Source organism: Kitasatospora sp. NPDC090091 (assembly GCF_044747365.1).
Taxonomy (GTDB): Bacteria; Actinomycetota; Actinomycetes; order Streptomycetales; family Streptomycetaceae; genus Kitasatospora.
Genome location: NZ_JBIVDY010000002.1, coordinates 500,437 through 524,110 on the forward strand (window position 1 = coordinate 500,437; position 23,674 = coordinate 524,110).

Here is a 23,674-nt window from a genome sequence, read left to right on the forward strand (position 1 = left end):
GGCATGCCGGCAACCACCCCTGACGTCGTCGTGGTGACCACCACCCACGAAACCGAGGACAAGGCGCGCGCCCTCGCCGCCGCCGCCGTCCGCGAGCGCCTGGCCGCCTGCGCGCAGATCCACCCGATCCGCTCGCTCTACTGGTGGGACGGCGAGGTGCAGGACAGCGCCGAGTGGCGCGTGGACCTCAAGACCCGCACCGACCTCGCGGACCGCCTCACCGCCTTCATCGGCGCGCAGCACGACTACGAAACCCCGGAGGTCGTCGTCGTCCCGGTGACCGCCGGCAACCCGGCCTACCTGGAGTGGGTGGCCGCGGAGACCACCGCGCACTGAGCCGACCGGGAACGGCCCGGCCTCCCCGCTGTCCTGCACAGCGGGGAGGCCGGGCCGTTCCCGTTTCCTGCTCGGCCCTGTCCGGGCCTGCGCGCCGTCCTGCCGCCGCGCTACTCGCCGCCGCCGAAGCGGGCGGTCCAGGCGGCCAGGTCCTCGTCGGTGATCTTCGCGAAGAGCACCGGCGGCACGGTGAACGCCGTCCCGGCCGGCACCGCGTCCAGCGCGCGGGCCTCGTCCGGGCTCACCCAGCGCCGGGTCCGGGCCGGGGCGTCCTCGGCGAGCGCGAACGCGTCGCGCATCGCGCCGGCCGCGGTCGGGATGAACGGCTCGGAGACCACCGCGTAGAGGTGGATCAGGTTCATCGCCGTCCGCAGGGTCAGCGCGGCCGCCTCCGGGTCCGTCTTCACCTGCTTCCAGGGCGCCTTCTCGTCCAGGTACGAGTTGCCCGCGCTCCACAGCGTGCGCAGGCTCTGCGCCGCCTTGCGGAAGTTCAGCGCGTCCAGCTGGGCCTCGTACTCGGCCAGCAGCTCGGCGATCTGTGCGCCCAGCCGCTCCTCGGCCTCGCCCGCCGCGTCCCCGGCCGGGACGTCGTCGCCGAACCGCTTGCGGCTGAACGAGAGCACCCGGTTGACGAAGTTGCCGAGGGTGTCGGCGAGGTCCTTGTTGACGACGGAGGCGAAGAGGTCCCAGGTGAAGCTGGAGTCGTCCGACTCGGGGGCGTGCGCCATCAGGAAGTAGCGCCAGTAGTCGGCCGGCAGCAGCTCCAGCGCGACGTCGGTGAAGATGCCCCGCTTCTGGCTGGTGGAGAACTTCCCGCCGTAGTACGTCAGCCAGTTGAAGGCCTTGACGTAGTCGACCTTCTTCCACGGCTTGCGCGAGCCCAGGATGGTCGCCGGGAACATCACCGTGTGGAACGGGACGTTGTCCTTGGCCATGAACTCGGTGTAGCGGACGGTCTCGTCGGCCTCGTACCACCAGGACTTCCAGTCCCGGAGCTCGCCGGCCGGTGCCGCGTCCGCCCACTCCTTGGTGGCGCCGATGTACTCGATCGGGGCGTCGAACCAGACGTAGAAGACCTTGCCCTCGGCCGCCAGCTCCGGCCACACATCGGCCGGCACCGGCACGCCCCACTCCAGGTCGCGGGTGATCGCGCGGTCCTGCAGCCCCTCGGTCAGCCACTTGCGGGCGATCGAGGAGGCGAGCACCGGCCACTGGTCGCCGTGCTCCCCGACCCACGCCTCCACCTGCTCGGTCAGCTTCGACTGGAGCAGGAACAAGTGCTTGGTCTCGCGGACTTCGAGGTCCGAGCTGCCGCTGATCGCCGAGCGCGGCTCCAGCAGGTCCGTCGGGTCGAGCACGCGGGTGCAGTTCTCGCACTGGTCGCCGCGCGCCTTGTCGTAGCCGCAGTGCGGGCAGGTGCCGACGATGTAGCGGTCCGGCAGGAAGCGGCCGTCGGTGATCGAGTACACCTGGCGGATCGCCCGCTCCTCGATGAAGCCGTTGGCGTGCAGCTCGCGGGCGATCTCCTGGGTGATCTCCCGGTTCTGCGGCGACGAGCTGCGTCCGAAGTAGTCGAACGAGAGCCGGAAGCCGTCGTAGACCGCCTTCTGCTGGTCGTGCGCCTGCGCGCAGAACTCCGCCACCGGCAGCCCGGCCTCCTGCGCGGCCAGCTCGGCCGGCGTCCCGTGCTCGTCGGTGGCACAGATGTAGAGCACGTCGTGCCCGCGCTGGCGCAGGTAGCGGGAGTAGACGTCCGCGGGGAGCATGGACCCGACCATGTTGCCCAGGTGCTTGATCCCGTTGATGTACGGAAGGGCGCTGGTGATCAGGTGCCGAGCCATCCTCGGATGCTCCAATTTCTCCTGCACGCACCCCTACCCCGGAGTGCCGTGACAGGCGCAGGGTCTGGGGGCCGCAACGGGAGCCCGGCACACGCGCCGACTCCCGGGCTGCCTCACAGAGCGGAAGTCCACTGTGGGCAGCCCCGAGTCTATCGAGGCCGGAGACCATGCTCCCGCCCATTTCGCCGCTCGGACACCGGGGGCGGCCGGAGAGAGCCATACGTTGCTCCTCTTCGCCGGGCCCCGGGCCGTCCGCGCCGACCGCGGACGGCCCGGGCGGACGCGCTACTGGGAGAGTGAAGAGGGAACGAGGGCTACCCGCCCGCGGCCAACCTCGTGCGGTTTGGGCGTGTCGAGGTGTTCTTTCCCCAGCGGGAAGCCCGGCCGATGCCGGAGCTCGCGGACCTGATGGCCGGGCGCAGGCTGCTGCAAGGTCTCGACGCTGCTCTCCGGCCCTGCCGGGGTCGTGAGTCAATCTGCGCTGTACTCCAGGAACGGAACCGAAAGCGAGACTGCGAGGTCGCGCCAGTGCCGGTACAGCTCCACGTCCGGGTCGGTCAGAAGCTCGCGGCCGACCTGCGTGCCGTCCGGCCGGTACTGCATGTCTACGACGACGGCGCGGTCGAACATCCAGAAGTCCTGGTCCGGCAGGCCGGGATTCTGCCGGTCGGTGAGATCGAGAATCCTGATGTCTTCGCCGGCCGCGGAATTATAGACGTAGGCTGCGAACTCGTAGCGCAGGTAGTCCGAAAGCGGCCGAGTGAGGACGTGGACGCGGCTGATGGTCCGGCCTGTTTCGCGAAAGTGCCGTACTCGGGCCAGCCAGGGGTCGTCGTCCGGGATGTGGAGCTCTCCAGTGGCCAGAAACTCCTGGTACTCCTCGTCCTCCCCCGGCATGGCATAGAAGCTCCGAGTCTCCAGCCGGAATGCCTCACGCTCGAAGGAATCGAAGAACGTGCGCCAGGCGTCACCAAGCAAGAGCACGGAACGCCTCCCGGAGCACACTCTCGGGGATCTCCACCACAGCCTCACCACCAGGCGTCATGTGATCAACGGTGTAGCCCTGGACGGCGATGGTGCCCCGGTCGTGGTGTAGACGGTCGGGCAGTCGTCGTTGCGGCAGTCCGGGTCGCCGCCCGCGATCCTCGTCAGCTTCATTGCTTCCCCTCCACGCTCATGCGGATCGTGATGAGGACAGTAGGGAGGTTCCGGCGGGGGAACAAGGATCATGCACGTTCCCGCATAGACTCGCGGCCTTCTGCCCCAGCGGAGTTGCCTGTGGACAGCTGCGATCGAACTGGATTGCGCCAAATGTGCCGGACTTCGACCCCTCGTGCGGGACAGCCTGGGAACGCGATGTTCCGCATGGCCAGTACGCGGCCTGAGCTCAGAGCGGCCAGTACGCGGTTCTGTCTTCCGGCGGCCCCTTGCGTGGAGCAAGGGGCCGCCGGAACGATTCGGCTAGAGGCCGACGAAGTGGTCGAACTCGCCGGCCTGGACGCCCTTGACGAAGGCGGCCCACTTCTGGGGCGTGGTGCGGACGATGATCTCTGCGGAGTCCGACTCGCGGATCTCGATCACGCCGTCGATGGTTCGCACCTCGATGCACTCGTTGCTGTTGCCGCTGATCGATGACTTCTGCCAGTCGCTCATGCCCCACTAGCCTTTCAGGTCCGTCATGACGTGATGGATGAAGTCTCGGGATTCCTCCGGGCTCAGCGCAGTGGCCTCGGACTCCGTGACGACAGCACGGTAGGAGTCCAAATCGGCGGCCGAGTGGACGAACTGCGGTCCCCGCGTGAGGTCGATCTGGACGGTGTCCAGTTCGGGGATCGGCCCTCGGGCGAAGAACAGGTGCTCTCCCGTGCCGGGGTACGTGTCGATGCTGAAGGGGATGGCCCGAACGGTGATTCCAGGGCGGTCTGCGTCGTCGAGAAGGCTGGCGAGCTGATCGCGAAGGACCAGCGGCCCGCCGAACTGCATTCGGAGGGCAGCCTCATGGATGAGTGCCACGAGTGGCTTGCTGCCATCGGTGAGGATCTGCTGGCGTTCGAGGCGGAAGGCGGTTCGCACATCGGCATCGTGGCGTGGAAGCGGTGGCCGCAGGCGGGCGAACATGGCGGACGCGTAGCGATTGGTCTGGAGAAGGCCGGGAATCGACGTCGTGTTGAGAACCGTCATCGAGTCGGCATGGTGCTCCAGCTCGGCGATGTCGAGCATCCCGTCGGGAACCCGGCTGCGGAAGCTGTGCCACCAGTGCTTCTCGCGATCGTGGGTCATCGAGCTCAGAGCACCGATCAGCGGGATGTTCGTGCACTGGCAGGCGGTAGCCCATGACCGCAGACGGTCGGCACTGATCCCGGACTTCCCGTTCTCCATCTGGGAGATCTTGGGGACGTCGGTACCAAGCGCGGCAGCCATCGCCCGAGGAGTCATGCCGGCAAGCTCACGCATCTTGCGCAGCTCGACGCCAAGGCGCTGCTGGCGCAGGGTTGGCGTCAGGCGTGGTGGCAATGCATCCCTCCCTGTGTCGGTGCTTCCGGTGCAGTCTGCCGTCAGAGCCGCGGGGGGTCCACAGGTGTGGGGGTCGTTGAAGGAGGGGTCCCCCGAAGGAGTGAACCGCACCTGGCTCAGTAGCAAATATTCTACTGAGGACTCTATCGTCGGTCGGGCAAGTAGAGCTGATTGACAGTCAAGTCACTCGAAGTGCACCCCGGATGGGCTCGTGCAGGCTGCCGACGCCTGCGCCGCGCATCGTCGGCGGGGGCAGGCCACGGGTGGACGACCCTCTCTGAGCGCATTCCTGGCAAACGGACTGGAGAACAGTCATGTCCCTCCCCCTCCTTCGCCCTCCCTCGGCCGATCCCACCAGGGAGTTCAGGCTCGACCTCTTCCCGCCGGCCGTCCCGGAGATCGTCGGCGTGCTCCGCCGACTCCTCCGGGACACCCTCAGAGGCCTCGGCCTGGACGCCGACCCCGCCTGCCTCATCCTCTCCGAGCTCGTGACCAACGCCCTCGTTCACGGCGTCGGCGCTCCTGCCGTCGTGGTCGAACTCCGCGGCGGGAGGCTCCACATCGCCGTCTCGGACGCCTCCCCCGCCCCCGTCGCCCGTCCTGCCCCGGACGTCTCCCGAACCAGCGGCCGGGGGCTTGACCTCGTGGACGCGCTTGCCGATGAATGGGGTGTGGAACTCATCGGGTCGTATGGCAAGGCAGTCTGGGCCATTTCGGCGGTCAGTGTCTGATGGCCGTCCTGCTGCTGGCCGGGTTGTTCGTCTCCCTGCTCTTCATGGGTTGGCTGGCCTGGGTGGTCAACTCCCAACCCCGGACGAGACGCTCGTCCACCCCCGGGGAGAAGTAGGCGCGGTCACCCGGCGGTCAGGCGCCCGGTCAGCCGCTCGCGCGCGGCCGGCCACTCGTCCCTCAGCATCGAGAAGTACGCGGTGTCGCGCCAGACGCCGTTCGCCCGCAGCTTCTCCCGCCGGTGGGTGCCCTCGTACTGCGCGCCCAGCCGCTGGATCGCGTTGCGGGAGCGGTCGTTGAGCGCGTCGGTCTTCCACATCACCCGCCCCATGCCCAGCTCGTCGAAGGCGTAGGTGAGCAGCAGCAGCTTGGACTCGGTGTTCACGGCCGTCCGCCAGACCGACCGGGCGTACCAGGTGCCGCCGATCTCGACCAGCTCGTCGACGGCGCTGAAGTCGTAGAACCCGGTGATGCCCACGGCGCGACCGCTCGCGAGGTCGATCACCGCGAACTTCACCGCGGTCCCCGCCTCGACCTCCGCCAGCCGGACGTCGAGGATCGCGCCCAGCTCCTCCTCGCCGGCCGGCGGGAGGAACGGGATCCAGCGCCAGACGTCCGGGTCCGGGCCGACGGTGGCCCAGAGGTCGGACAGGTGGTCCCGGCTCAGCGGCTCCAGCCGCACGTGGCGGCCGGTCAGGGTCACGGATGCAGGCAGCTTCGCAGTCATGATCCCGAAGGTAACGACACAATGCACTAGATGCAATAGCAATCTGCACTAGTGCAAAGCCGGGAGCGTAAGGGAAAGGCCCTGCGGGACGTGACGTCCCGCAGGGCCTTCGCGAACCCTCAGACGGCTCAGATGAACGAGTTGATCTGGATCGTCTCGTCACGGCCCGGGCCGACGCCGATCGCCGAGATCGGCGCGCCGGACATCTCCTCCAGCGCCTTCACGTACGCCTGGGCGTTCTTCGGCAGCTCGGCGAAGGTCTTCGCCTTGCTGATGTCCTCGTTCCAGCCCGGCAGCGTCTCGTAGATCGGCTTGGCGTGGTGGAAGTCCGACTGGTTGTACGGCAGTTCCTCGACCCGGCGGCCGTCGATCTCGTACGCGACGCAGACCGGGATCTGCTCCCAGCCGGTCAGCACGTCGAGCTTGGTGAGGAAGAAGTCGGTCAGGCCGTTGACCCGGGTCGCGTAGCGCGCGATCACCGCGTCGAACCAGCCGCAGCGGCGGTCACGGCCGGTGGTGACACCGCGCTCGCCGCCGATCCGGCGCAGCGCCTCGCCGTCCGCGTCCAGCAGCTCGGTCGGGAACGGGCCCGAGCCGACGCGGGTGGTGTACGCCTTCAGGATGCCGATGACGCGGTCGATCTTGGTCGGGCCGATGCCGGCGCCGGTGCAGGCGCCGCCCGCGGTCGGGTTGCTGGAGGTCACGAAGGGGTACGTGCCGTGGTCGACGTCCAGCAGGGTGCCCTGGCCGCCCTCCAGCAGGACGACCTTGTTCGCCTTCAGCGCCTCGTCCAGCACCAGCGTGGTGTCGGCCAGGAACGGCTTGATCTTGTCCGCGTAGCCGAGGTACTCCTCCAGCACCAGCTCGGCCGGGATGGCGCGGCGGTTGTAGAGCTTGACCAGCAGCTGGTTCTTGTCGTGGAGCGCGGCCTCGATCTTCTGCTGCAGGATCGACTCGTCGAAGAGGTCCTGCACGCGGATGCCGACGCGGTTGATCTTGTCCGCGTAGGTCGGGCCGATGCCGCGGCCGGTGGTGCCGATCCGGCGCTTGCCGAGGAAGCGCTCGGTGACCTTGTCCAGGGTGCGGTGGTACGGCGTGATCAGGTGGGCGTTGCCCGAGATCAGCAGCTTGGAGGTGTCGATGCCGCGCTCGTTGAGACCGTTGAGCTCGGAGAGCAGCACGCCTGGGTCGATGACGACGCCGTTGCCGATCACCGGCGTCACATTCGGGCTGAGGATGCCGGAAGGCAGCAGGTGCAGTGCATACTTCTGGTCGCCGATGACCACCGTGTGACCGGCGTTGTTGCCACCCTGGTAGCGGACGACGTAGTCGACGGAGCCACCGAGGAGGTCGGTCGCCTTCCCCTTGCCCTCGTCCCCCCACTGAGCGCCAACGAGCACGAGTGCCGGCACAGGCGTACACCCCTTCCGGTTGGGGCATCCTGCGTAGGCCGCAGTCTGCCCCGAGATAGACGAAGCCCCTGGCGCAATAGCGCAAGGGGCTCTTGCACCGAGAGATTACCTGAGGAAGGACCGGTCGTGTCGTCCCTGTCCACGCCTGCAACCGGCGGCCCCGAGCCGCTCCTGCTGCTCCTCGACCCGGCGGCCCGGCAGACCGACGGCGAGTCGGTGCGGATCGCGAAGGACGTCCTCTGCGGAGGGGCGGACGTCAAGGTGGCCTATCCGGAGACCCCGTCCGAGCTCGACCGGGTCCTTTCGCACCGGGGTCGGCGGCGACCGGTCGTGATCGGTTCCGATCTCGCACTTCAGCGGGTGCTCCAAGCCCTGTACCGGCAGCGTGAGCTGGGCGCGGATCCGGTGGGCATGGTTCCGGTAGGCCGGGCGGGCGAGCTGACGGCGGCCCGCGCGCTGGGCGTGCCGGGCGCGCCGGTGGCGGCGGCGCGGGCGGTGCTCTCCGGCGTGCCGCGCAAGTTGGACCTGCTGGTGGACGACGGGGGCGGGGTGGCGCTCGGCGGCGTGCGGATCGCGGGCGGCGGAGTGCGCCGGATGGTGGGCCGCACGAGTGGCTGGCGTTCGCTATGGGCGAAACTGGCTGCGGCCGAGCAGGGGACCTCACTCACTTCCGCGGCCCGGGACGGGGAGGACCAGGACCTCGCCGGCGGGCGGGTCGACCACAGTGCCCGGCTCCGGGTCGAGGCGGACGGCAAGCTGCTCGCCGACGTCCACCGCCCGGTGCGGGTGGTCCAGGTGACCCTGCCGTCCGGCGACGGGGCCGGCGCCGGCGTGATGGAGATCGTCGTCAGGGCGCCGGGCGCCCTGGTGCGTGCCCGGGCGGCGACCGTCTCGGTGGCCGGGCGCGGGTTCGGCTACGAGGTGGACGGCCACCCGGTGGGGCCGGTGCGGGCGCGCACCTGGACGGTCCACCCGGGCGCCTGGGGTCTGCTGCTCCCGGCCGCGTAGCCGGCCGGCGGCGGGGCCTCCGGCCGACCCGGCCCCCGGCTCCGGCCGACCCGGCCCGCGGCTCCGGCCGACCCGGCCCCCGACCGAGCCCGCCCCCGCCCCGGGTGAGCAGGCTCACGTTGGCCGAACGCCCGGCGAACGCCGGGCGAAGCGTCGTCCGCACACGGAACTCCCCAACACGCGCGAACCACAAGGCCAAGCGCCCCTCCGCCGAATTCCGGTGTCCCGAAACCCGGCCGCGGTAAGGGGTTTTGTCTACGCGCGTTGCCGAGCGATCGCCCAACAAACCCGGCCGCCCGGGTTCCGGAAGCCTGTGCCAACTGCCCTAGACTCGAAGGCGTGCCACGTGGTGACGGAAGACTCAACCACGATCTTCTTCCCGGTGAGAAAGGCCCCCAGGACGCTTGCGGCGTCTTCGGTGTCTGGGCTCCCGGCGAGGAGGTCGCCAAGCTCACGTTCTTCGGCCTTTACGCCCTGCAGCACCGCGGTCAGGAATCCGCGGGCATCGCAGTGAGCAACGGCTCCCAGATTCTCGTCTTCAAGGACATGGGACTCGTCTCCCAGGTCTTCGACGAGGCCTCGCTGGGGTCGTTGCACGGGCATATCGCCGTCGGACACGCCCGCTACTCGACCACCGGTTCCTCGGTCTGGGAGAACGCCCAGCCGACCTTCCGGGCGACCGTCAACGGTTCGCTGGCCCTCGGCCACAACGGAAACCTGGTGAACACCGCCGAACTGGCGGCCATGGTCGCCGAACTCCCCGGCGAGGAGCACGTCTCCCGCTCGGGCCGGACGGCCGCGACCAACGACACCGACCTGGTGACCGCCCTGCTCGCAGGCCACCCGGACCTCTCCATCGAGGAGACGGCCAAGGTGGTCCTGCCCAAGGTCAAGGGCGCGTTCTCGCTGGTCTTCATGGACGAGCACACGCTCTACGCCGCCCGCGACCCGCAGGGCATCCGCCCGCTGGTGCTGGGCCGGCTGGAGCGCGGCTGGGTGGTCGCCTCCGAGACGGCGGCGCTGGACATCTGCGGCGCCTCGTTCATCCGTGAGGTCGAGCCCGGCGAGCTCATCGCCATCGACGAGAACGGCATGCGCACCTCCCGGTTCGCCGAGGCCAAGCCCAAGGGCTGCGTCTTCGAGTACGTCTACCTGGCCCGCCCCGACACCTCGATCGCCGGCCGCAACGTGCACCTCTCCCGCGTGGAGATGGGCCGTCGCCTGGCGAAGGAGGCCCCGGTCGAGGCCGACCTGGTGATAGCGACGCCCGAGTCCGGCACCCCCGCCGCGATCGGCTACGCCGAGGCCAGCGGCATCCCGTACGGCTCCGGCCTGGTGAAGAACGCCTACGTGGGCCGCACCTTCATCCAGCCCAGCCAGACCATCCGCCAGCTGGGCATCCGGCTCAAGCTCAACCCGCTGCGCGAGGTCATCCAGGGCAAGCGCCTGGTGGTCGTGGACGACTCGATCGTCCGCGGCAACACCCAGCGCGCGCTGGTGAAGATGCTGCGCGAGGCCGGCGCCGCCGAGGTCCACATCCGGATCTCCTCGCCGCCGGTGAAGTGGCCCTGCTTCTTCGGCATCGACTTCGCCACCCGCGCGGAGCTGATCGCCAACGGCATGACCATCGAGGAGATCGGCCGCACCCTCGGTGCGGACTCCCTCTCCTACATCTCGATCGACGGCATGATCGAGGCCACCAAGCAGCCGAAGGACCGGCTCTGCCGGGCCTGCTTCGACGGTGAGTACCCGATGGAGCTGCCGGACCCGGCGCTGCTCGGCAAGCTCCTGCTGGAGGCCGAGATCAAGGGCGGCCAGCAGCCGCCGGCGGTCCGCGGCAAGCCGACCAGCGGCAGTGACCTGGACGGCGTCCAGTCGCTGCTCGGCGGAGCGGGCGCGGCCGACGCCCTGCGCCGCCCGTAGTACCTCTCGGTGGGGTCCCGGAACCCGGGGCCCCACCGCCGTTCCAACCCCCCACCCCGACCCGAAAGGGCCGCACCGCAGTGACCACGAACCAGAACGGCGCCACCTACGCCGCCGCCGGCGTCGACATCGAGGCGGGCGACCGCGCCGTCGAGCTCATGAAGCAGTGGGTGAAGAAGGCCAACCGCCCCGAGGTGGTCGGCGGCCTCGGCGGCTTCGCCGGGCTCTTCGACGCGTCCGCCTTCAAGCGCTACGAGCGGCCGCTGCTGGCCTCGGCCACCGACGGTGTGGGGACCAAGGTCGCCATCGCCGCCGCCATGGACAAGCACGACACGATCGGCCACGACCTGGTCGGCATGGTCGTCGACGACCTGGTGGTCTGCGGTGCCGAGCCGCTGTTCATGACCGACTACATCTGCGTCGGCAAGGTCGTCCCGGAGCGGGTCGCCTCGATCGTCAAGGGCATCGCCGAGGGCTGCGCCCTGGCCGGCTGCGCCCTGGTCGGCGGCGAGACCGCCGAGCACCCGGGCCTGCTCGGGCCGGACGAGTACGACGTCGCGGGCGCCGGCACCGGCGTGGTCGAGGCGGACGCCCTGCTCGGGGCGGACCGCGTCCGCGCCGGCGACGTGGTGATCGCGATGGCCGCCTCCGGCCTGCACTCCAACGGCTACTCGCTGGTCCGCCACGTGCTGCTGAACGAGGCCGGCTGGAAGCTGGACCGCAAGGTCGAGGAGTTCGGCCGCACGCTCGGCGAGGAGCTGCTGGAGCCGACCCGGATCTACTCGCTGGACTGCCTGGCGCTGACCCGCGCCACCGAGGTCCACGCCTTCTCGCACGTCACCGGCGGCGGCCTGGCGGCCAACCTGGCCCGGGTCGTTCCGGACGGCCTGCACGCCCGCCTGGACCGCGGCACCTGGACCCCGCTGCCGGTCTTCCAGACCGTGGCCGAGGTCGGCAAGGTCGCCACCCTGGAGATCGAGAAGACGCTGAACATGGGCGTCGGCATGGTCGCGGTCGTCCCGCCGCACTCGGTGGACGCCGTGCTGTCGATCCTGGAGGACCGCGGCGTCGAGGCGTGGCTGCTGGGCGACATCGTCGAGCGCACGGACGAGCACGACGGCGGTGCGGCGCTGTACAACGCCTACGAGGGCTTCACCGCCGGCTGAGCCGACCCGACGGCCCGACCCGGCCGACCCGGCGGACTCTGCCGGGACCCGGCGGACCCCTGCCGGCCGACCCGGCCGGAGCGACGACGAAGGGCCTCCCCGCAGCCGCGGGGAGGCCCTTCCGTGTGTGCGGCGCCGTCCGCCGCGGGCCCGGGTGCTCGGCCTCCGGGCACGCCACGGAGCGTCACATCCGGGGCCCACCGCGCGCGGGAACGCCGAAAACCGGCCCGGCGCCCAAGGCGCCCGGACCGGTCAGGCCAGACTGGTGACTACGCGCGACGGCGAGCCTGGGAGGGCCCGGTGTCCGAATCCGCGTCGTCGTCCTCGTCGACGTCGGCGTAGCGAGCCGCGTACTCCGCGTAGGGGTCGTCGTCCTCGTCCTCCTCGATCGGCTCCGGCTCGATCGAGGCGGTGGAGGGCGATACGCCCAGCTCGCTGGAGAGACGATTGGCGTCGAACCCGCCGCTGTTGTACTTCAGCTCGCGGGCGACCTTCGTCTGCTTGGCCTTGGCCCGGCCGCGCCCCATGGGTCGACCCCCTCAACGATGGGGCTCACGGCCCCGAGTCTGACACGTGTTTATGATCAAGAGCGGCCTGCCCGAATGGGGAGAACCGTCCCTTGGAGCATTAACGGTACCTGTTTCCGCCGCCGGACGGTACGTCGTCGGTGTGACGTGGCGCGCACCGACAGCACCCGCGACCGGGTCTTCCCAGGTCAGGGGAGGTTTTGCGGCAGTTTGCACGCTGTCCGGAGGTATCTGAGGTCCGTCGTTCCCGGATCGATTATCCCCCCAAGGGGGACCTCGGATCACCCGATCGGGCGCAGAAGTGAGAATCCGGTTCCACATTGTGATGCGCGGGGGACGAGGGTCCCCCGCGCATCACGGCCGGGTCGGCCGGATCAGGCGCGGCGGGCGCCCGGCAGCAGCACCGAGCGGAGCGCGCTGATCTCGCGCATCCGCTTCTCGGCCAGGCGGTCGGCGGCGACGGCCGGCGGGACGCCGTCGGTGGCGGCCCGGGTGAAGATCTCCAGGGTGGTGTCGAAGATCTTCGTGGCCTTGTTCTTGGCCCGCTCGAAGTTGAAGCCCTCGATCTCGTCGGCGACCTGGATCACGCCGCCGGAGTTCACCAGGTAGTCCGGCGCGTAGAGGATGCCGCGGTCGGCGAGGTCCTTCTCGACGCCCGGGTGGGCCAGCTGGTTGTTGGCCGCACCGCAGACCACGGAGGTGCCGAACTCGCCGAGCGCGGCCACCGAGGCGTCGGTGAGGGCGCCGCCGAGGGCGCAGGGGGCGTAGACGTCCAGCTTGGCCTGGAGCAGGGCGGCGGTGTCGGCGACGACCTCCACCTCCGGGTGGGCGGCGCGCACGCGGTTGACGGCAGCCTCCGAGACGTCGGTGATGACGACGGTGGCGCCGTCCGCGACCAGGTGGCCGACCAGGTAGTGGCCGACCTTGCCGACGCCGGCCACGCCGACCCGCTTGCCGCGCAGGGTGGGCTGGCCCCAGCGGGCCTGGGCGCTGGCGCGCATGCCCTGGAAGACGCCGAAGGCGGTCAGGATGGAGGAGTCGCCGGCGCCGCCGTGCTCGGGGGAGCGGCCCGTCACGAACTGGGTCTCGCGCGCGACCACGTCCATGTCTTGGACGTAGGTGCCGACGTCGCAGGCGGTGATGTAGCGGCCGCGCAGCGACTCGACGAAGCGCCCGTAGGCGCGCAGCATCGCCTCGTTCTTGTCCTTGTTGGGGTCGCCGATGATGACGGCCTTGCCGCCGCCGAGGTCGAGCCCGGCCAGCGCGTTCTTGTAGGACATGCCGCGCGACAGGTTCAGCGCGTCCTCCAGCGCCGCCTCCTCGGAGGCGTACGGGAAGAAGCGGGTGCCGCCGAGGGCGGGGCCCAGCGCGGTGGAGTGGATGGCGATGATCGCCTTGAGCCCGGAGCTGCGGTCGTGGCAGAGCACGACCTGCTCGTGGCCGTCGCCGGGGACGCCGTCCTGCTCGGTGCGGAAGATCCTGCTGAGCACGCCGGGTGCGGGGTGCGTCGCGGAGGTCTGTACGTCGGTCACTGTGGTGACTCCAGTATTCGAGGCCCGCTGCTGTGGTGCGGGCGCCTAAGGCGAAGAGTAGTCGCGGGGGCGCCCGCGATCTGCCCCCTTGTCCGAGCTCGGGCCACTTGTCCGAGTGGTGAGACCGGGGCGTGCGGAGTGCGTCCGCGAACGGCTCGGGGCCGGAGCCCTCCCGGCGGGCGGCCGGTGCGTGCGACGATGCAGCACGTGACCGTCGTACGCACCTCCGTGCAGCCGCCCTACGCCGCCCACCTGCGGGTCTACGAGCCGCTGGCCGCGTACCCGGAGGCCGAGCGGGCGCGCTGGCAGGCCTACGCGGCCGAGCACGGCCCGGACGCGACGGAGGCCGGGCGTCCGGTCGCCGCGGCGGCGCTGGAGGAGCAGCGCACGGCGCTGGCGGAGCTGGTGGGCCGCACGCCCCGGCCGCTGCCGGAGCGGGAGAGCGAGCGGGCCTTCGTCCGGGCGGTGGACGGCGTGCTGTACGTCTGCCCGTGGGCGACCAGGCTGCGCAGCTGGCAGGCGCTGGAGGAGCTGGAGGGGGCCGCCCCGGTGGCGCTGGTGGACACGGCGCTGCCGCCGGCCTCCCGGGCGGCCGCGGAGGCGGACCGGGACCGCTGGCGGGCGGAGCACCCGGACGCGCGGCCGTGGATCCTGACCAGCCGGTGGGAGGTGCCGGTCCGCTGGTTCCTGCCGTTCGGGGAGGAGGACCGCTGCTTCGTGCCGGCCGGGGAGTCGGCCGGGGAGCCGGGCGGCGGGGAGCCGGGCGGGGCCGCGGGGTCTCCCGCAGGAGGGGAGAAGGGGGAGGGCCCGGCCCTCTTCTACCTGACGCCGATGGCGCAGGCCCGCCGGCGGGTGGCCCGGGCGTACCGGGCGCTGCGTGAGGCGGTGCCGGAGGGGGAGCTGGTGCGCGGGGCGGAGCAGGTCGGGCGGTGGCTGGAGGAGTTCCACCCGCGCTCGCTGGTGGAGCTGGACTACGGGGGGCTGGTGCACCTGCTGGGGCCGGAGCGGCTGCTGGCGGACCGTTCGGCGGGGGAGCTGGAGGACGGGCTGCGCGCGCTGCGGGCGGGGGACGCGGCAGAGGCGATGCGGGCGTACGAGGAGCTGACGGTCCGCTGGCGGCGGGTGCTGGCCCTGCGGTACGCGAACTGAGCGGCGTCCCGGGGCCCGCGGAGCGGCCTGGCAGCGGCCCTGAGCGGGCGTCACCGCGGGGCCGGTGACCTGTCGGTGGTACTTGTAAGACTGATCGGGTCCTACGGCCTGAGTGGTATGACCAAGGTCCTGGTTCGGGTCAATAGCTGTCGAACGTGACACTACTCACCGTTGACGCGAACTTACCCCTATGTGCAAAAATGGGACAACCAGCCCAACTTCACGTGAGCGTGCCCACTTTTGGGTGGTTCTGGAATCGATGCGTGCTTTGCGGGGAAACGGCGGGTCTGGTCCCCTCGTAACTAGATGTCACTATAAGGTGACTGCCCGTTATGGGGTGGTCCATCGCCATCCGTCGGCCTTGAACCCGTGAGGGGTCAATTTTGGCGGTTTGGTCGATAGGGCTGGACGGATGGTGTAGTTGTAGACACCAGGACAAGCCGTTCGTCCTATAACCGACTCGGCCCGTCTATGCCATTTCGGGCATCGCGGGCCAAGGTGCAGAATTTGAAGGATAGAACCGCCCTGGTTCGGTTCTCCCGAGGAGGCCGCTCATGACCGCTCGTACCCCTGATGCTGAGCCCCTGCTGACGCCGGCAGAGGTAGCCACCATGTTCCGCGTGGACCCGAAGACGGTTACCCGCTGGGCCAAGGCGGGCAAGCTCACGTCCATTCGCACCCTCGGCGGCCACCGCCGGTACCGCGAGGCGGAGGTGCGCGCTCTGCTGGCCGGTATTCCCGCCCAGCGCACCGAGGCCTGACGGCCGAAGGCTCTTTCAAAGGGGCCGCTTACCGGACTCCGCCGGGTCCGGTAAGCGGCCCCTTTGCATGCCCCGGCGCGATCGCCGGAGAGCCGCCGGAGAGCATCCCGGGCGGCCGGAATGTTGAACTCCGCATAACGATTTGAGGGGCGTGGGACGGGGGGGATTTACTGTGAATAGCAGTGCAATTTTACATATTAAATTAGTGGCCGCGCAGAGGGGGTGAAGACTGTGTGTTCGCTGGGAAAGATAAGTGACGACCGTCACGCGGACAGTCACTTGTGGTCTAGACCTAGTCCGGGGTATGGGGCGGCCGCCGGTGAAACGACGAGAGGCCCGGAACCAAACGGTTCCGGGCCTCTCGGCTACGGCGATCCCGACGGGACTTGAACCCGCGACCTCCACCTTGACAGGGTGGCGAGCTAACCAACTGCTCCACGGGACCAGAGATTTCTGATCCGTTCGCTTTGCTTGCCGCGCTGCGAACAAGACAGATCGTAGCCCATGTGGGGCCCCCAGGTCGAACTGGCTCCTGAGGGCCCCCGGCCCGCTGAGCTGGGCGGCCTCACAGCGTCGCCCGGGCCGCCTCCATCGCCTTCGTGATCCGCTTCTCGGAGACGGGAGTCGGCGTACCGAGCGACTGGGCGAAGAAGCTGACCCGCAGCTCCTCGATCATCCAGCGGATCGCCAGCACCTCCGGCGAGGGCTGCCGGCCCGCCGGCACCGCCGCCAGCAGCTCCCCGTACTCCTGCTGCACCTGCTGGACCTTCAGCAGCTGCAGGGCGTCCCGCTGCGGGTGGTTGGGCAGCGCCTCCAGCCGGCGGTCCACCGCCAGCAGGTAGCGCTTGAGGTCCGGCAGCCGCTGCCAGCCCGTCCCGGTGACGAAGCCCGGGTGCACCAGCGAGGCCAGGTGCAGCCGGATGTCGTTGACCGCCGACAGCAGCACCGGGCTGCTCACCGACTTCAGCCGGGTCGACGCCTTGTGGAAGGCGATCAGCGCGGAGGCGGTCTTCAGCGTGGTGTCCGCCGAGAGGTCGTAGAGGTCCGCCCGCACCTTGTCGTGCAGCTTGCCGAAGGCGGCCTCGTCCCAGGCCGGGCCGCCGGCCAGGGCCATCAGCCGGTCGGCGGCGCAGGCCACCACGTCCTCGAAGAGCGCCGGGACCGAGCCGTGCGGGTTGTACGACAGGGCGAGCTTCGCCTGGTTGCCCAGCCGCCCCTGGATCGACTTCGCCGGGGAGGTGGTGGTGAGCATCAGCAGTCGCCGGGTGCCCGCCCACATCGCCGCGGCCTGCGCCTCGGGGGTGTCGAACAGCTTGATGCCGACCGCGTCCTGCTCGTCCACCAGCGCCGGGTAGGCGCGCAGCGAGTGGCCGCGCGAGCGCTGCTCGAAGGTCCGCTGCAGGACGGGCAGCGAGGCCGGCCAGGCGGTCAGCCCGGACTGCTCGATGCCGCGCCCGGAGGCGGCCGAGGAGAGCGTCTCCTTGAGCTTGGGCTTGAGCTTCTGCCGAAGCTCCTCCAGGTCCTTGGACTCGGCGAGGTTCCGGCGGCCGTCGACCACCCGGAAGGTCACCTTGAGGTGGTCCGGCACCCGCTCCTCGTCCCAGGCCTCCGGCGGGACGGTGACCGCCGTCAGCCGCTTGAGGACGAGCTCCAGGGTGGGCAGCAGCGGCTCGGCGGACCCGAAGGCGCCGGCGGCCTGGCGCTCCCTCACCTGGCGCAGCGCCGCCTTGGCGAAGTCCGGGGCCGGGACGAAGTTGCGCCGGACCGCCTTGGGGAGCGACTTGATCCAGGCGGTGACCAGCTCCTCGCGCAGACCGGGGATCTGCCAGTCGAAGCCCTCCGCGGTCACCTGGTTGAGCACCGGGAGCGGGATGTGGACGGTCACGCCGTCCGCGTCGCTGCCCGGCTCGAACTGGTAGGTCAGCTTGAAGCGGAGCTTGCCCTGCTGCCAGTGGTCCGGGTAGTCGGCCTCGGTGACGCCGTCGGCGGCGTCGTTGATCAGCATCGACTTCTCGAAGCTGAGCAGGTCCGGCTGGTCGTGCCGGGCCTTCTTCCACCAGGAGTCGAAGTGCCGGGTGGAGACGACGTCGTCCGGCAGCCGGCTGTCGTAGAAGTCGAACAGGGTCTGGTCGTCGACCAGGATGTCCCGGCGGCGGGCCCGGTTCTCCAGCTCCTCGACCTCGCCGAGCAGCTTGCGGTTCTCGGCGAAGAAGCGGTGGTGGGTCTCCCAGTCGCCCTCGACCAGCGCGTTGCGGATGAACAGCTCCCGGCAGAGCTCCGGGTCGATCCGGCCGTAGTTGACCTTGCGCTGGGCGACGATCGGCATCCCGTACAGGGTGACCTTCTCGTAGGCCATCACCGCGCCGGCCTTCTTCTCCCAGTGCGGCTCGCTGTGGCTGCGCTTGATCAGGTGGCCGGCCAGCGGCTCCACCCACTCGGGCTCGATCTTGGCGTTGATCCGGGCCCAGAGCCGGGACGTCTCGACCAGCTCGGCCGACATCACCCAGCGCGGCGGCTTCTTGAACAGGCCGGAGCCCGGGAAGACCGCGAACCGCGCCCCGCGGGCGCCGCCGTACTCGCGCTTCTCCACGTCGAACAGGCCGATGTGGGAGAGCAGGCCGGCCAGCAGCGACTGGTGGATCCGGTCGGCGTCCGGCTCGGCGTCCGGGTGGGGCTCCTCGATGGTGACGCCGAGCTGCTTGGCGACCGTGCGCAGCTGGGAGTAGATGTCCTGCCACTCCCGTATCCGCAGGTAGTTGAGGAACTCGGCCTTGCACATCCGGCGGAAGGCGGAGGAGGAGAGCTCCTTCTGCTGCTCCCGGACGTAGCGCCACATGGCCAGGTAGGAGAGGAAGTCGGAGGTCTCCGACTGGAAGCGGCGGTGCCGGTCGTCGGCCGCCTGGCGCTTCTCGGTGGGGCGCTCGCGCGGGTCCTGGATGGAGAGCGCGGCGGCGATCACCATGACGTCGCGGACGCAGCCGTTGCGGTCGGCCTCCAGGACCATCCGGGCCATCCGCGGGTCCACCGGGAGCTGGGCCAGCTTGCGGCCGAGCGGGGTGAGGCGCTTGCGGGCGTCCTTCTCGTCCGGGTTCAGCGCGCCGAGCTCGTGCAGCAGGTTGACGCCGTCCTTGATGTTGCGGGAGTCCGGCGGGTCCAGGAACGGGAAGGCCGCGATGTCGCCGAGGCCGGCGGCGGTCATCTGGAGGATGACCGAGGCCAGGTTGGTGCGCAGGATCTCGGCGTCGGTGAACTCGGGGCGGGAGAGGAAGTCCTCCTCCGAGTAGAGCCGGATGCAGATGCCGTCCGAGGTGCGGCCGCAGCGGCCCTTGCGCTGGTTGGCGCTGGCCTGGCTGACCGCCTCGATCGGGAGCCGCTGCACCTTGGTGCGGTGGCTGTAGCGGGAGATCCGGGCGGTGCCCGGGTCGATCACGTACTTGATGCCGGGGACGGTGAGCGAGGTCTCGGCGACGTTGGTCGCCAGCACGATCCGGCGGCTGCTGGAGCGCTGGAAGACCTTGTGCTGCTCGGCCGAGCTCAGCCGGGCGTAGAGCGGGAGGACCTCGGTGGACTTGAGCTTCATCCGGTTGAGCGCGTCGGCGGTGTCGCGGATCTCGCGCTCGCCGGAGAGGAAGACCAGGATGTCGCCGGGGCCCTCCGCCTGCAGTTCCTCGGCGGCGTCGCAGATCGCCTGGATCTGGTCGCGGTCGCGGTCGGCGTCGGTGGAGTCGTCCTCGGCGTCCTCGTCGAGGATCGGGCGGTAGCGGACCTCGACCGGGTACGTCCGGCCGGACACCTCGACGATCGGGGCGTCGCCGAAGTGGCGGGCGAAGCGCTCGGGGTCGATGGTCGCCGAGGTGATGACGACCTTGAGGTCCGGGCGGCGGGGCAGCAACTGCTTGACGTAGCCCAGGATGAAGTCGATGTTGAGGCTGCGCTCGTGCGCCTCGTCGATGATCAGCGTGTCGTACTGGCGCAGCTCGCGGTCGGTCTGGATCTCCGCGAGCAGGATGCCGTCCGTCATCAGCTTGACCAGGGTGTCCTGGCCGACCTGGTCGGTGAACCGGACCTTCCAGCCGACCGCCTCGCCGAGCGGCGTGCGCAGCTCCTCGGCGACCCGGTCCGCCACCGTGCGGGCGGCGATCCGGCGGGGCTGGGTGTGGCCGACCAGACCGCGGATGCCGCGGCCCAGCTCCAGGCAGATCTTCGGGATCTGGGTGGTCTTGCCGGAGCCGGTCTCGCCCGCGACGATCACCACCTGGTGGTCGCGGATGGCCGCCAGGATCTCGTCCTTCTTCTGGCTGACCGGGAGCTCGGCGGGATAGGTGATGGCCGGGACGGCGGCGCGGCGCTGCTCGACCAGCAGCTCGGCGCGCTCGATGTCGCCGGCGATCTCGGCGGCGATCTGCGCGCGCGCCTCGGGCTTGCGGACCCGGCGGGCGCCCTCCAGACGGCGCCCGATCCGCACCTCGTCGCGGAGGGTCAGCGCGGGGAGACGGGCGGCCAGCTCGCCGATGCCCGGGCCCGTGTCGGGCGCCTGGGCGGATGCGTCGGCGGACTGGACTGCGGGAGAACTCACTGCGGGCATCCCTCTAGGTTCGCAAGGAGGCGGGGTGGTGTGCACCCCGGTTTTCGAGCCCCTCCAGTGTCACAGCCGCCGGTGCGGACGCGCGAACCCCGGGCGGTCGGTCGTTCGAACGGCGGGCAGGGCCGGGCGGGCGCGGGCGGACGGGGGCCTGCGCGGGCGCGGGCGGGCCGCGCGCCCGGGCCGCGCGGGGCTCAGCGGCCCAGGGCGTCCTCGTCCGGGCCGGGCAGCCAGTCCCGCGCCGGGTCGTACTCCAGCCAGCGGCTGCGCCGCGCCTCCTCGCCGAACGCCCCCAGCAGCGGTTCCAGTTGCGGGTGCGGCTGGGCGTCGTCCTCGCGCCAGACCAGCGACCAGGCGTAGAGCGGGGTGGGGTCGACCAGCGGGACGGTCCGCACACCGGGCCGACCGCCGCCGCCCGCGGCCGGAAGGTCGGGCAGCGGGCAGTCGGCGGGGAGGAGGGAGAAGCAGGCCGGGTCGGTGCGGACCCGCTCGACGAAGTGCTCCAGGCCCAGATTGGTCGAGCCGGTCCGCCCCCCGACGCCGAACCGGTCGGCGAACCGGGTCAGGAAGTCCAGCCGGTCCACCGCGGCCGGGTAGCGCAGCACGCTGTCGCGCAGGTCGGCCGGGCGGAGCGCGTCCCGCCCGGCCAGCGGGTGGTCGGTGCTCAGCAGCGCGTCCACCGGCTCCAGCCGGACCAGCCGGTGCGCCAGCCCCGCGTCCCGGCCGTCCGGCAGCGGGTGCACCCGGCCGAACCCGGCGTCGGACTCGCCCCGCAGCACGGCGGCCGCCACCGAGGGCAGGTCCCGCCCCGGCACCGGCTCCACCTCCAGCCCCGGCACCCCCTCGACGGCCCGTGCCACCGTCCGCATCGGTGCGTACAGGTGCCCCCACACGTCGATCCGAAGCGGCCGCCGGGGGCAGGCCACCGCCGCCACCGCCCGGTCGCCGTGGACGAGCAGCCGGCGGGCCGGCTCCAGGAACCGCCGGCCGGCCGGGGTCAGTCCGACCCCGTGCGCGTCGCGGTCGAGCAGCCGGGCACCGAGCGCGGCCTCCAGCCGGGCGACCCGCTTGGACAGCGCCTGCTGACTGATCGCCAACCGTGCGGCCGCGCGCCCGAAGTGCAGCTCCTCGGCCGCCGCCGTGAAGGCGCGGACCTGGGCGAGATCGAGATCCATGGCCGCCCAGCCTAGGGCGTGTCTGACAACGATCGGTTGTCCTCCCGCCCGAGCGGTTGTTGGACCGGCCCCGGACGGCCGGGGTCTGCTGGGAACCGCCCCAGGGGAGCCGCCGCCGCGGCCGCCGGACCGCCCGGCGCGGGGCCGAGGAAGGGAGCAGGACCATGAAGGCGCTGACACCGACCGGACGGGCCGACGCCACGGTCGGGTTCGCCGAGGTCGAGCAGCCGCGGCCGGGACCGGGCGAGGCCCTGGTCAAGGTCGAGGCCTTCTCGGTCAACCGCGGCGAGACCTTCCAGCTGGAGGCTCCCGGGCCGGGCTGGCGCCCCGGCAAGGACATCGCCGGACTGGTCGTGCAGGCCGCCGCCGACGGGTCCGGCCCGGGCGTCTGCCGCCGCGTGGTCGGCCACCCGCCCGCCGGCGGCTGGGCCGAGTACGTCTGCGTCCCCACCACGTCGCTGGCCGAGATCCCGGACGAGCTGGACAGCGTCCGGGCCGCCGCCCTGCCGCTGGCCGGCCTGACCGCCCTCCGGCTGCTGCGCACCGCCGGGGCCCTGGCCGGCCGCCGGGTGCTGCTGACCGGCGCCTCCGGGGGCGTCGGCCACTACGTCACCGAGCTGGCAGCGGCCGCCGGCGCCGAGCTGACCGCCGTCACCGCCTCGCCGGAGCGCGGCCGGCGCCTGGCCGAGCTCGGCGCGGCGGAGGTGGTGCACGAGCTCGCCGCGGCGCGCGGGCCGTACGACCTCGTGCTGGAGTCGACCGGCGGCCCGAACCTGCCGCTGGCGCTCGCCAGGCTGGCCCGGCGCGGCACGCTGATCTGGTTCGGCCAGGCCTCCCGGACGCCCGCGACGCTCGACTTCTTCGGCTTCTTCGCCGGGCCGGAGTCGGCCACCCTGCGGCACTTCCACTACGCCGACTCCGACGTGCCCGACGGTGCGGACCTCGCCACCCTGGTCCGCCTGGTGGGGGAGGGGCGGCTGACCCCGGAGATCGGCCGGGTCGCACCCTGGGCGGAGACCGCCGCCGTCCTCACCGACCTGCGGGAGCGCCGGATCCGCGGCAAGGCCGTGCTCACCCTGGCCTGACCCGGCGCGCCGGCCGTGCGCCCGAACGGCCCACCATCCGCCTTTGCACCAGCAGCCACAGCACCAGAGGAGCGAACCGCACCCATGACCGGCACCCCGGCCCCGTCCCTGCCCGACCCTTCCCTGCCCGACCTCTCCCTGCCCGACCTCTCCTTCCTCGACCACCCGGCGCTGCTCCCGGCCTTCGTAGAGGAGAACCGCCCCCGCGCCACCGGCGCCGGGCTGGACCCGCACGAGTACACCCGGGTCACCGCCCCGCTGCGCTCGATGCACGAGTGGCCCGGGGCCTGCCGCGCGGCCGGCCGCCGCCACCTGGCCGCCGCCGACCGCGCTGCCGCCGAGGGGCGTACGGTGTCGGCCGGCGAGGCCTACCGGACGGCCGCCCGCTGGTTCCACGCCGCCGGGCTACTGCCGCACCCCGACCGCGCGGCCGCCGCGGAGGCCGCCGGCGAGGCGGACGAGGCGATGCGCCGGGCGCTGGCCCGGCTCGACCCGGCGGCCGAGCGGATCGAGGGCAGCTCCTTCGCCGGCTGGCTCCGCCGCCCGGCCGGGGCGGCTCACCCGCCGGTGGTGCTGGTCGTCCCGGGGATGGACTCCGGCAAGGAGGAGTTCCACGCCGTCGCCGAGGCCCTGCTGGCCCGCGGCACCGCGGTCCTCGCGATGGACGGGCCGGGGCAGGGCGTGCTCGCCGCGACCAGCGCCCCCGAGCCGGACTACCACCGCGTGGTCGGCCGGGCGATCGACGCCCTGAGCGCGCACGGCGGCGTGGACACCGGCCGGGTCGGCGTGATCGGCCTCAGCCTCGGCGGCTACTACGCGGTGACCGCCGCCGCCCACGAGCCCCGGATCCGCGCCACCGCCGTCGTCAGCGGCCCGTACCGGCTGGACTGGGACGCCCTGGTCCCCTTCGTCACCGCGACCCTGACCCAGCGCTGCGGCACCCCGGAGGCGGCCCGCGCCTTCGCGGCCCGCGTCGACCTGACCGGCCTCGCCCCGGCCGTCACCGGCCCCCTCCTCGTCGTCGAGGGCGGCGAGGACCGCATCCCCGGCGTCACCAACGCCGGCCTCCTCGCCGACCGGGCCCCGCACGCCGAGCTCCTGCTCGTCCCGCACGGCAACCACCTGCTGGGCAACGCCCTCGCGGACTGGCTCCCCGCCACCGCCGACTGGCTCACCACCCACCTCGGCACCCCGTCAGCCCGGTGAC

At 71.4% G+C, this 23,674-nt stretch carries 19 protein-coding genes and 1 tRNA gene; 9 read left to right on the forward strand and 11 right to left on the reverse strand.

Annotation, left to right across the window (positions count from 1 at the left end; all coding sequences use genetic code 11):
- The first annotated feature begins 3 nt into the window (after positions 1–3).
- Positions 4–336 carry a divalent-cation tolerance protein CutA gene (gene cutA / locus ACIPSC_RS05215; protein WP_400823141.1) on the forward strand — a complete coding sequence of 111 codons (333 nt, stop codon included), beginning with the start codon at positions 4–6 and terminating at the stop codon, positions 334–336.
- A gap of 110 nt (positions 337–446) precedes the next feature.
- Here the strand turns inward: cutA and metG are convergent, their stop codons facing one another.
- The 4 genes from metG to ACIPSC_RS05235 all read right to left on the reverse strand — a co-directional run bounded on the left by metG (position 447) and on the right by ACIPSC_RS05235 (position 4,691).
- A complete protein-coding gene (gene metG, locus ACIPSC_RS05220) occupies positions 447–2,177 on the reverse strand; it encodes a methionine--tRNA ligase (RefSeq protein ID WP_400823143.1) in 1,731 nt (576 codons plus the stop codon).
- A 471-nt stretch (positions 2,178–2,648) separates the two neighbouring features.
- The gene (locus tag ACIPSC_RS05225) at positions 2,649–3,161 is read right to left on the reverse strand and encodes a DUF6879 family protein (protein WP_400823145.1); all 513 of its coding nucleotides are present in this window, start codon (positions 3,159–3,161) and stop codon (positions 2,649–2,651) included.
- A 477-nt stretch (positions 3,162–3,638) separates the two neighbouring features.
- Positions 3,639–3,830 carry a DUF397 domain-containing protein gene (locus ACIPSC_RS05230; protein ID WP_400823147.1) on the reverse strand — a complete coding sequence of 64 codons (192 nt, stop codon included), beginning with the start codon at positions 3,828–3,830 and terminating at the stop codon, positions 3,639–3,641.
- Positions 3,831–3,836: 6 nt separating this feature from the next.
- Positions 3,837–4,691, reverse strand: coding sequence for a helix-turn-helix domain-containing protein (locus tag ACIPSC_RS05235; RefSeq protein WP_400823149.1), 855 nt, complete (start codon positions 4,689–4,691; stop codon positions 3,837–3,839).
- 314 nt (positions 4,692–5,005) lie between these two features.
- Between ACIPSC_RS05235 and ACIPSC_RS05240 the strand changes: the two genes are divergently transcribed.
- Positions 5,006–5,422, forward strand: a complete 417-nt coding sequence (locus tag ACIPSC_RS05240; RefSeq protein ID WP_400823151.1) for an ATP-binding protein — start codon at positions 5,006–5,008, stop codon at positions 5,420–5,422.
- A gap of 122 nt (positions 5,423–5,544) precedes the next feature.
- Here the strand turns inward: ACIPSC_RS05240 and ACIPSC_RS05245 are convergent, their stop codons facing one another.
- On the reverse strand, positions 5,545–6,147 hold the full coding sequence (locus ACIPSC_RS05245; protein ID WP_400823152.1) for a GNAT family N-acetyltransferase: 603 nt from the start codon (positions 6,145–6,147) through the stop codon (positions 5,545–5,547).
- A 128-nt stretch (positions 6,148–6,275) separates the two neighbouring features.
- Positions 6,276–7,559, reverse strand: a complete 1,284-nt coding sequence (locus ACIPSC_RS05250) for an adenylosuccinate synthase (protein WP_400823154.1) — start codon at positions 7,557–7,559, stop codon at positions 6,276–6,278.
- Positions 7,560–7,685: 126 nt separating this feature from the next.
- Here ACIPSC_RS05250 and ACIPSC_RS05255 point away from each other — a divergent pair, with 126 nt between their 5' ends.
- From ACIPSC_RS05255 to purM, 3 genes are all read left to right on the forward strand, one after another.
- Positions 7,686–8,567 (forward strand): diacylglycerol kinase, encoded by an 882-nt coding sequence (locus ACIPSC_RS05255; protein WP_400823156.1) that lies wholly within the window; start codon positions 7,686–7,688, stop codon positions 8,565–8,567.
- Positions 8,568–8,906: 339 nt separating this feature from the next.
- Positions 8,907–10,490, forward strand: coding sequence for an amidophosphoribosyltransferase (purF, locus tag ACIPSC_RS05260; protein ID WP_400823158.1), 1,584 nt, complete (start codon positions 8,907–8,909; stop codon positions 10,488–10,490).
- A gap of 80 nt (positions 10,491–10,570) precedes the next feature.
- Positions 10,571–11,656 carry a phosphoribosylformylglycinamidine cyclo-ligase gene (gene purM / locus ACIPSC_RS05265; RefSeq protein ID WP_400823160.1) on the forward strand — a complete coding sequence of 362 codons (1,086 nt, stop codon included), beginning with the start codon at positions 10,571–10,573 and terminating at the stop codon, positions 11,654–11,656.
- A 269-nt stretch (positions 11,657–11,925) separates the two neighbouring features.
- On the opposite strand, the gene ACIPSC_RS05270 is transcribed toward purM, so the two are convergent.
- Together ACIPSC_RS05270 and ACIPSC_RS05275 are read right to left on the reverse strand one after the other, a co-directional pair.
- Positions 11,926–12,183 (reverse strand): DUF3073 domain-containing protein, encoded by a 258-nt coding sequence (locus ACIPSC_RS05270; protein WP_400823162.1) that lies wholly within the window; start codon positions 12,181–12,183, stop codon positions 11,926–11,928.
- 374 nt (positions 12,184–12,557) lie between these two features.
- A complete protein-coding gene (locus ACIPSC_RS05275) occupies positions 12,558–13,715 on the reverse strand; it encodes a Glu/Leu/Phe/Val dehydrogenase dimerization domain-containing protein (protein WP_400823163.1) in 1,158 nt (385 codons plus the stop codon).
- A 198-nt stretch (positions 13,716–13,913) separates the two neighbouring features.
- Here ACIPSC_RS05275 and ACIPSC_RS05280 point away from each other — a divergent pair, with 198 nt between their 5' ends.
- Entirely contained in the window at positions 13,914–14,864 is a 951-nt protein-coding gene (locus ACIPSC_RS05280) for a hypothetical protein (RefSeq protein ID WP_400823165.1), read from the forward strand.
- Between the two features lie 554 nt (positions 14,865–15,418).
- Entirely contained in the window at positions 15,419–15,625 is a 207-nt protein-coding gene (bldC, locus tag ACIPSC_RS05285; RefSeq protein WP_014137253.1) for a developmental transcriptional regulator BldC, read from the forward strand.
- Positions 15,626–15,996: 371 nt separating this feature from the next.
- Here bldC and ACIPSC_RS05290 read toward each other — a convergent pair.
- From ACIPSC_RS05290 to ACIPSC_RS05300, 3 genes are all read right to left on the reverse strand, one after another.
- A tRNA-Asp gene (locus ACIPSC_RS05290) sits at positions 15,997–16,070 on the reverse strand.
- Between the two features lie 120 nt (positions 16,071–16,190).
- Positions 16,191–20,210, reverse strand: coding sequence for an ATP-dependent RNA helicase HrpA (gene hrpA / locus ACIPSC_RS05295; protein ID WP_400823166.1), 4,020 nt, complete (start codon positions 20,208–20,210; stop codon positions 16,191–16,193).
- A 191-nt stretch (positions 20,211–20,401) separates the two neighbouring features.
- Positions 20,402–21,382: a LysR family transcriptional regulator gene (locus tag ACIPSC_RS05300; protein WP_400823169.1), complete on the reverse strand. Its 981-nt coding sequence runs from the start codon at positions 21,380–21,382 to the stop codon at positions 20,402–20,404.
- A 164-nt stretch (positions 21,383–21,546) separates the two neighbouring features.
- Between ACIPSC_RS05300 and ACIPSC_RS05305 the strand changes: the two genes are divergently transcribed.
- Complete coding sequence (locus ACIPSC_RS05305) at positions 21,547–22,467, forward strand: zinc-binding dehydrogenase (RefSeq protein ID WP_400823172.1); 921 nt, start codon at positions 21,547–21,549, stop codon at positions 22,465–22,467.
- Between the two features lie 84 nt (positions 22,468–22,551).
- Entirely contained in the window at positions 22,552–23,673 is a 1,122-nt protein-coding gene (locus ACIPSC_RS05310) for an alpha/beta hydrolase family protein (RefSeq protein WP_400823175.1), read from the forward strand.
- Position 23,674: the final 1 nt, after the last annotated feature.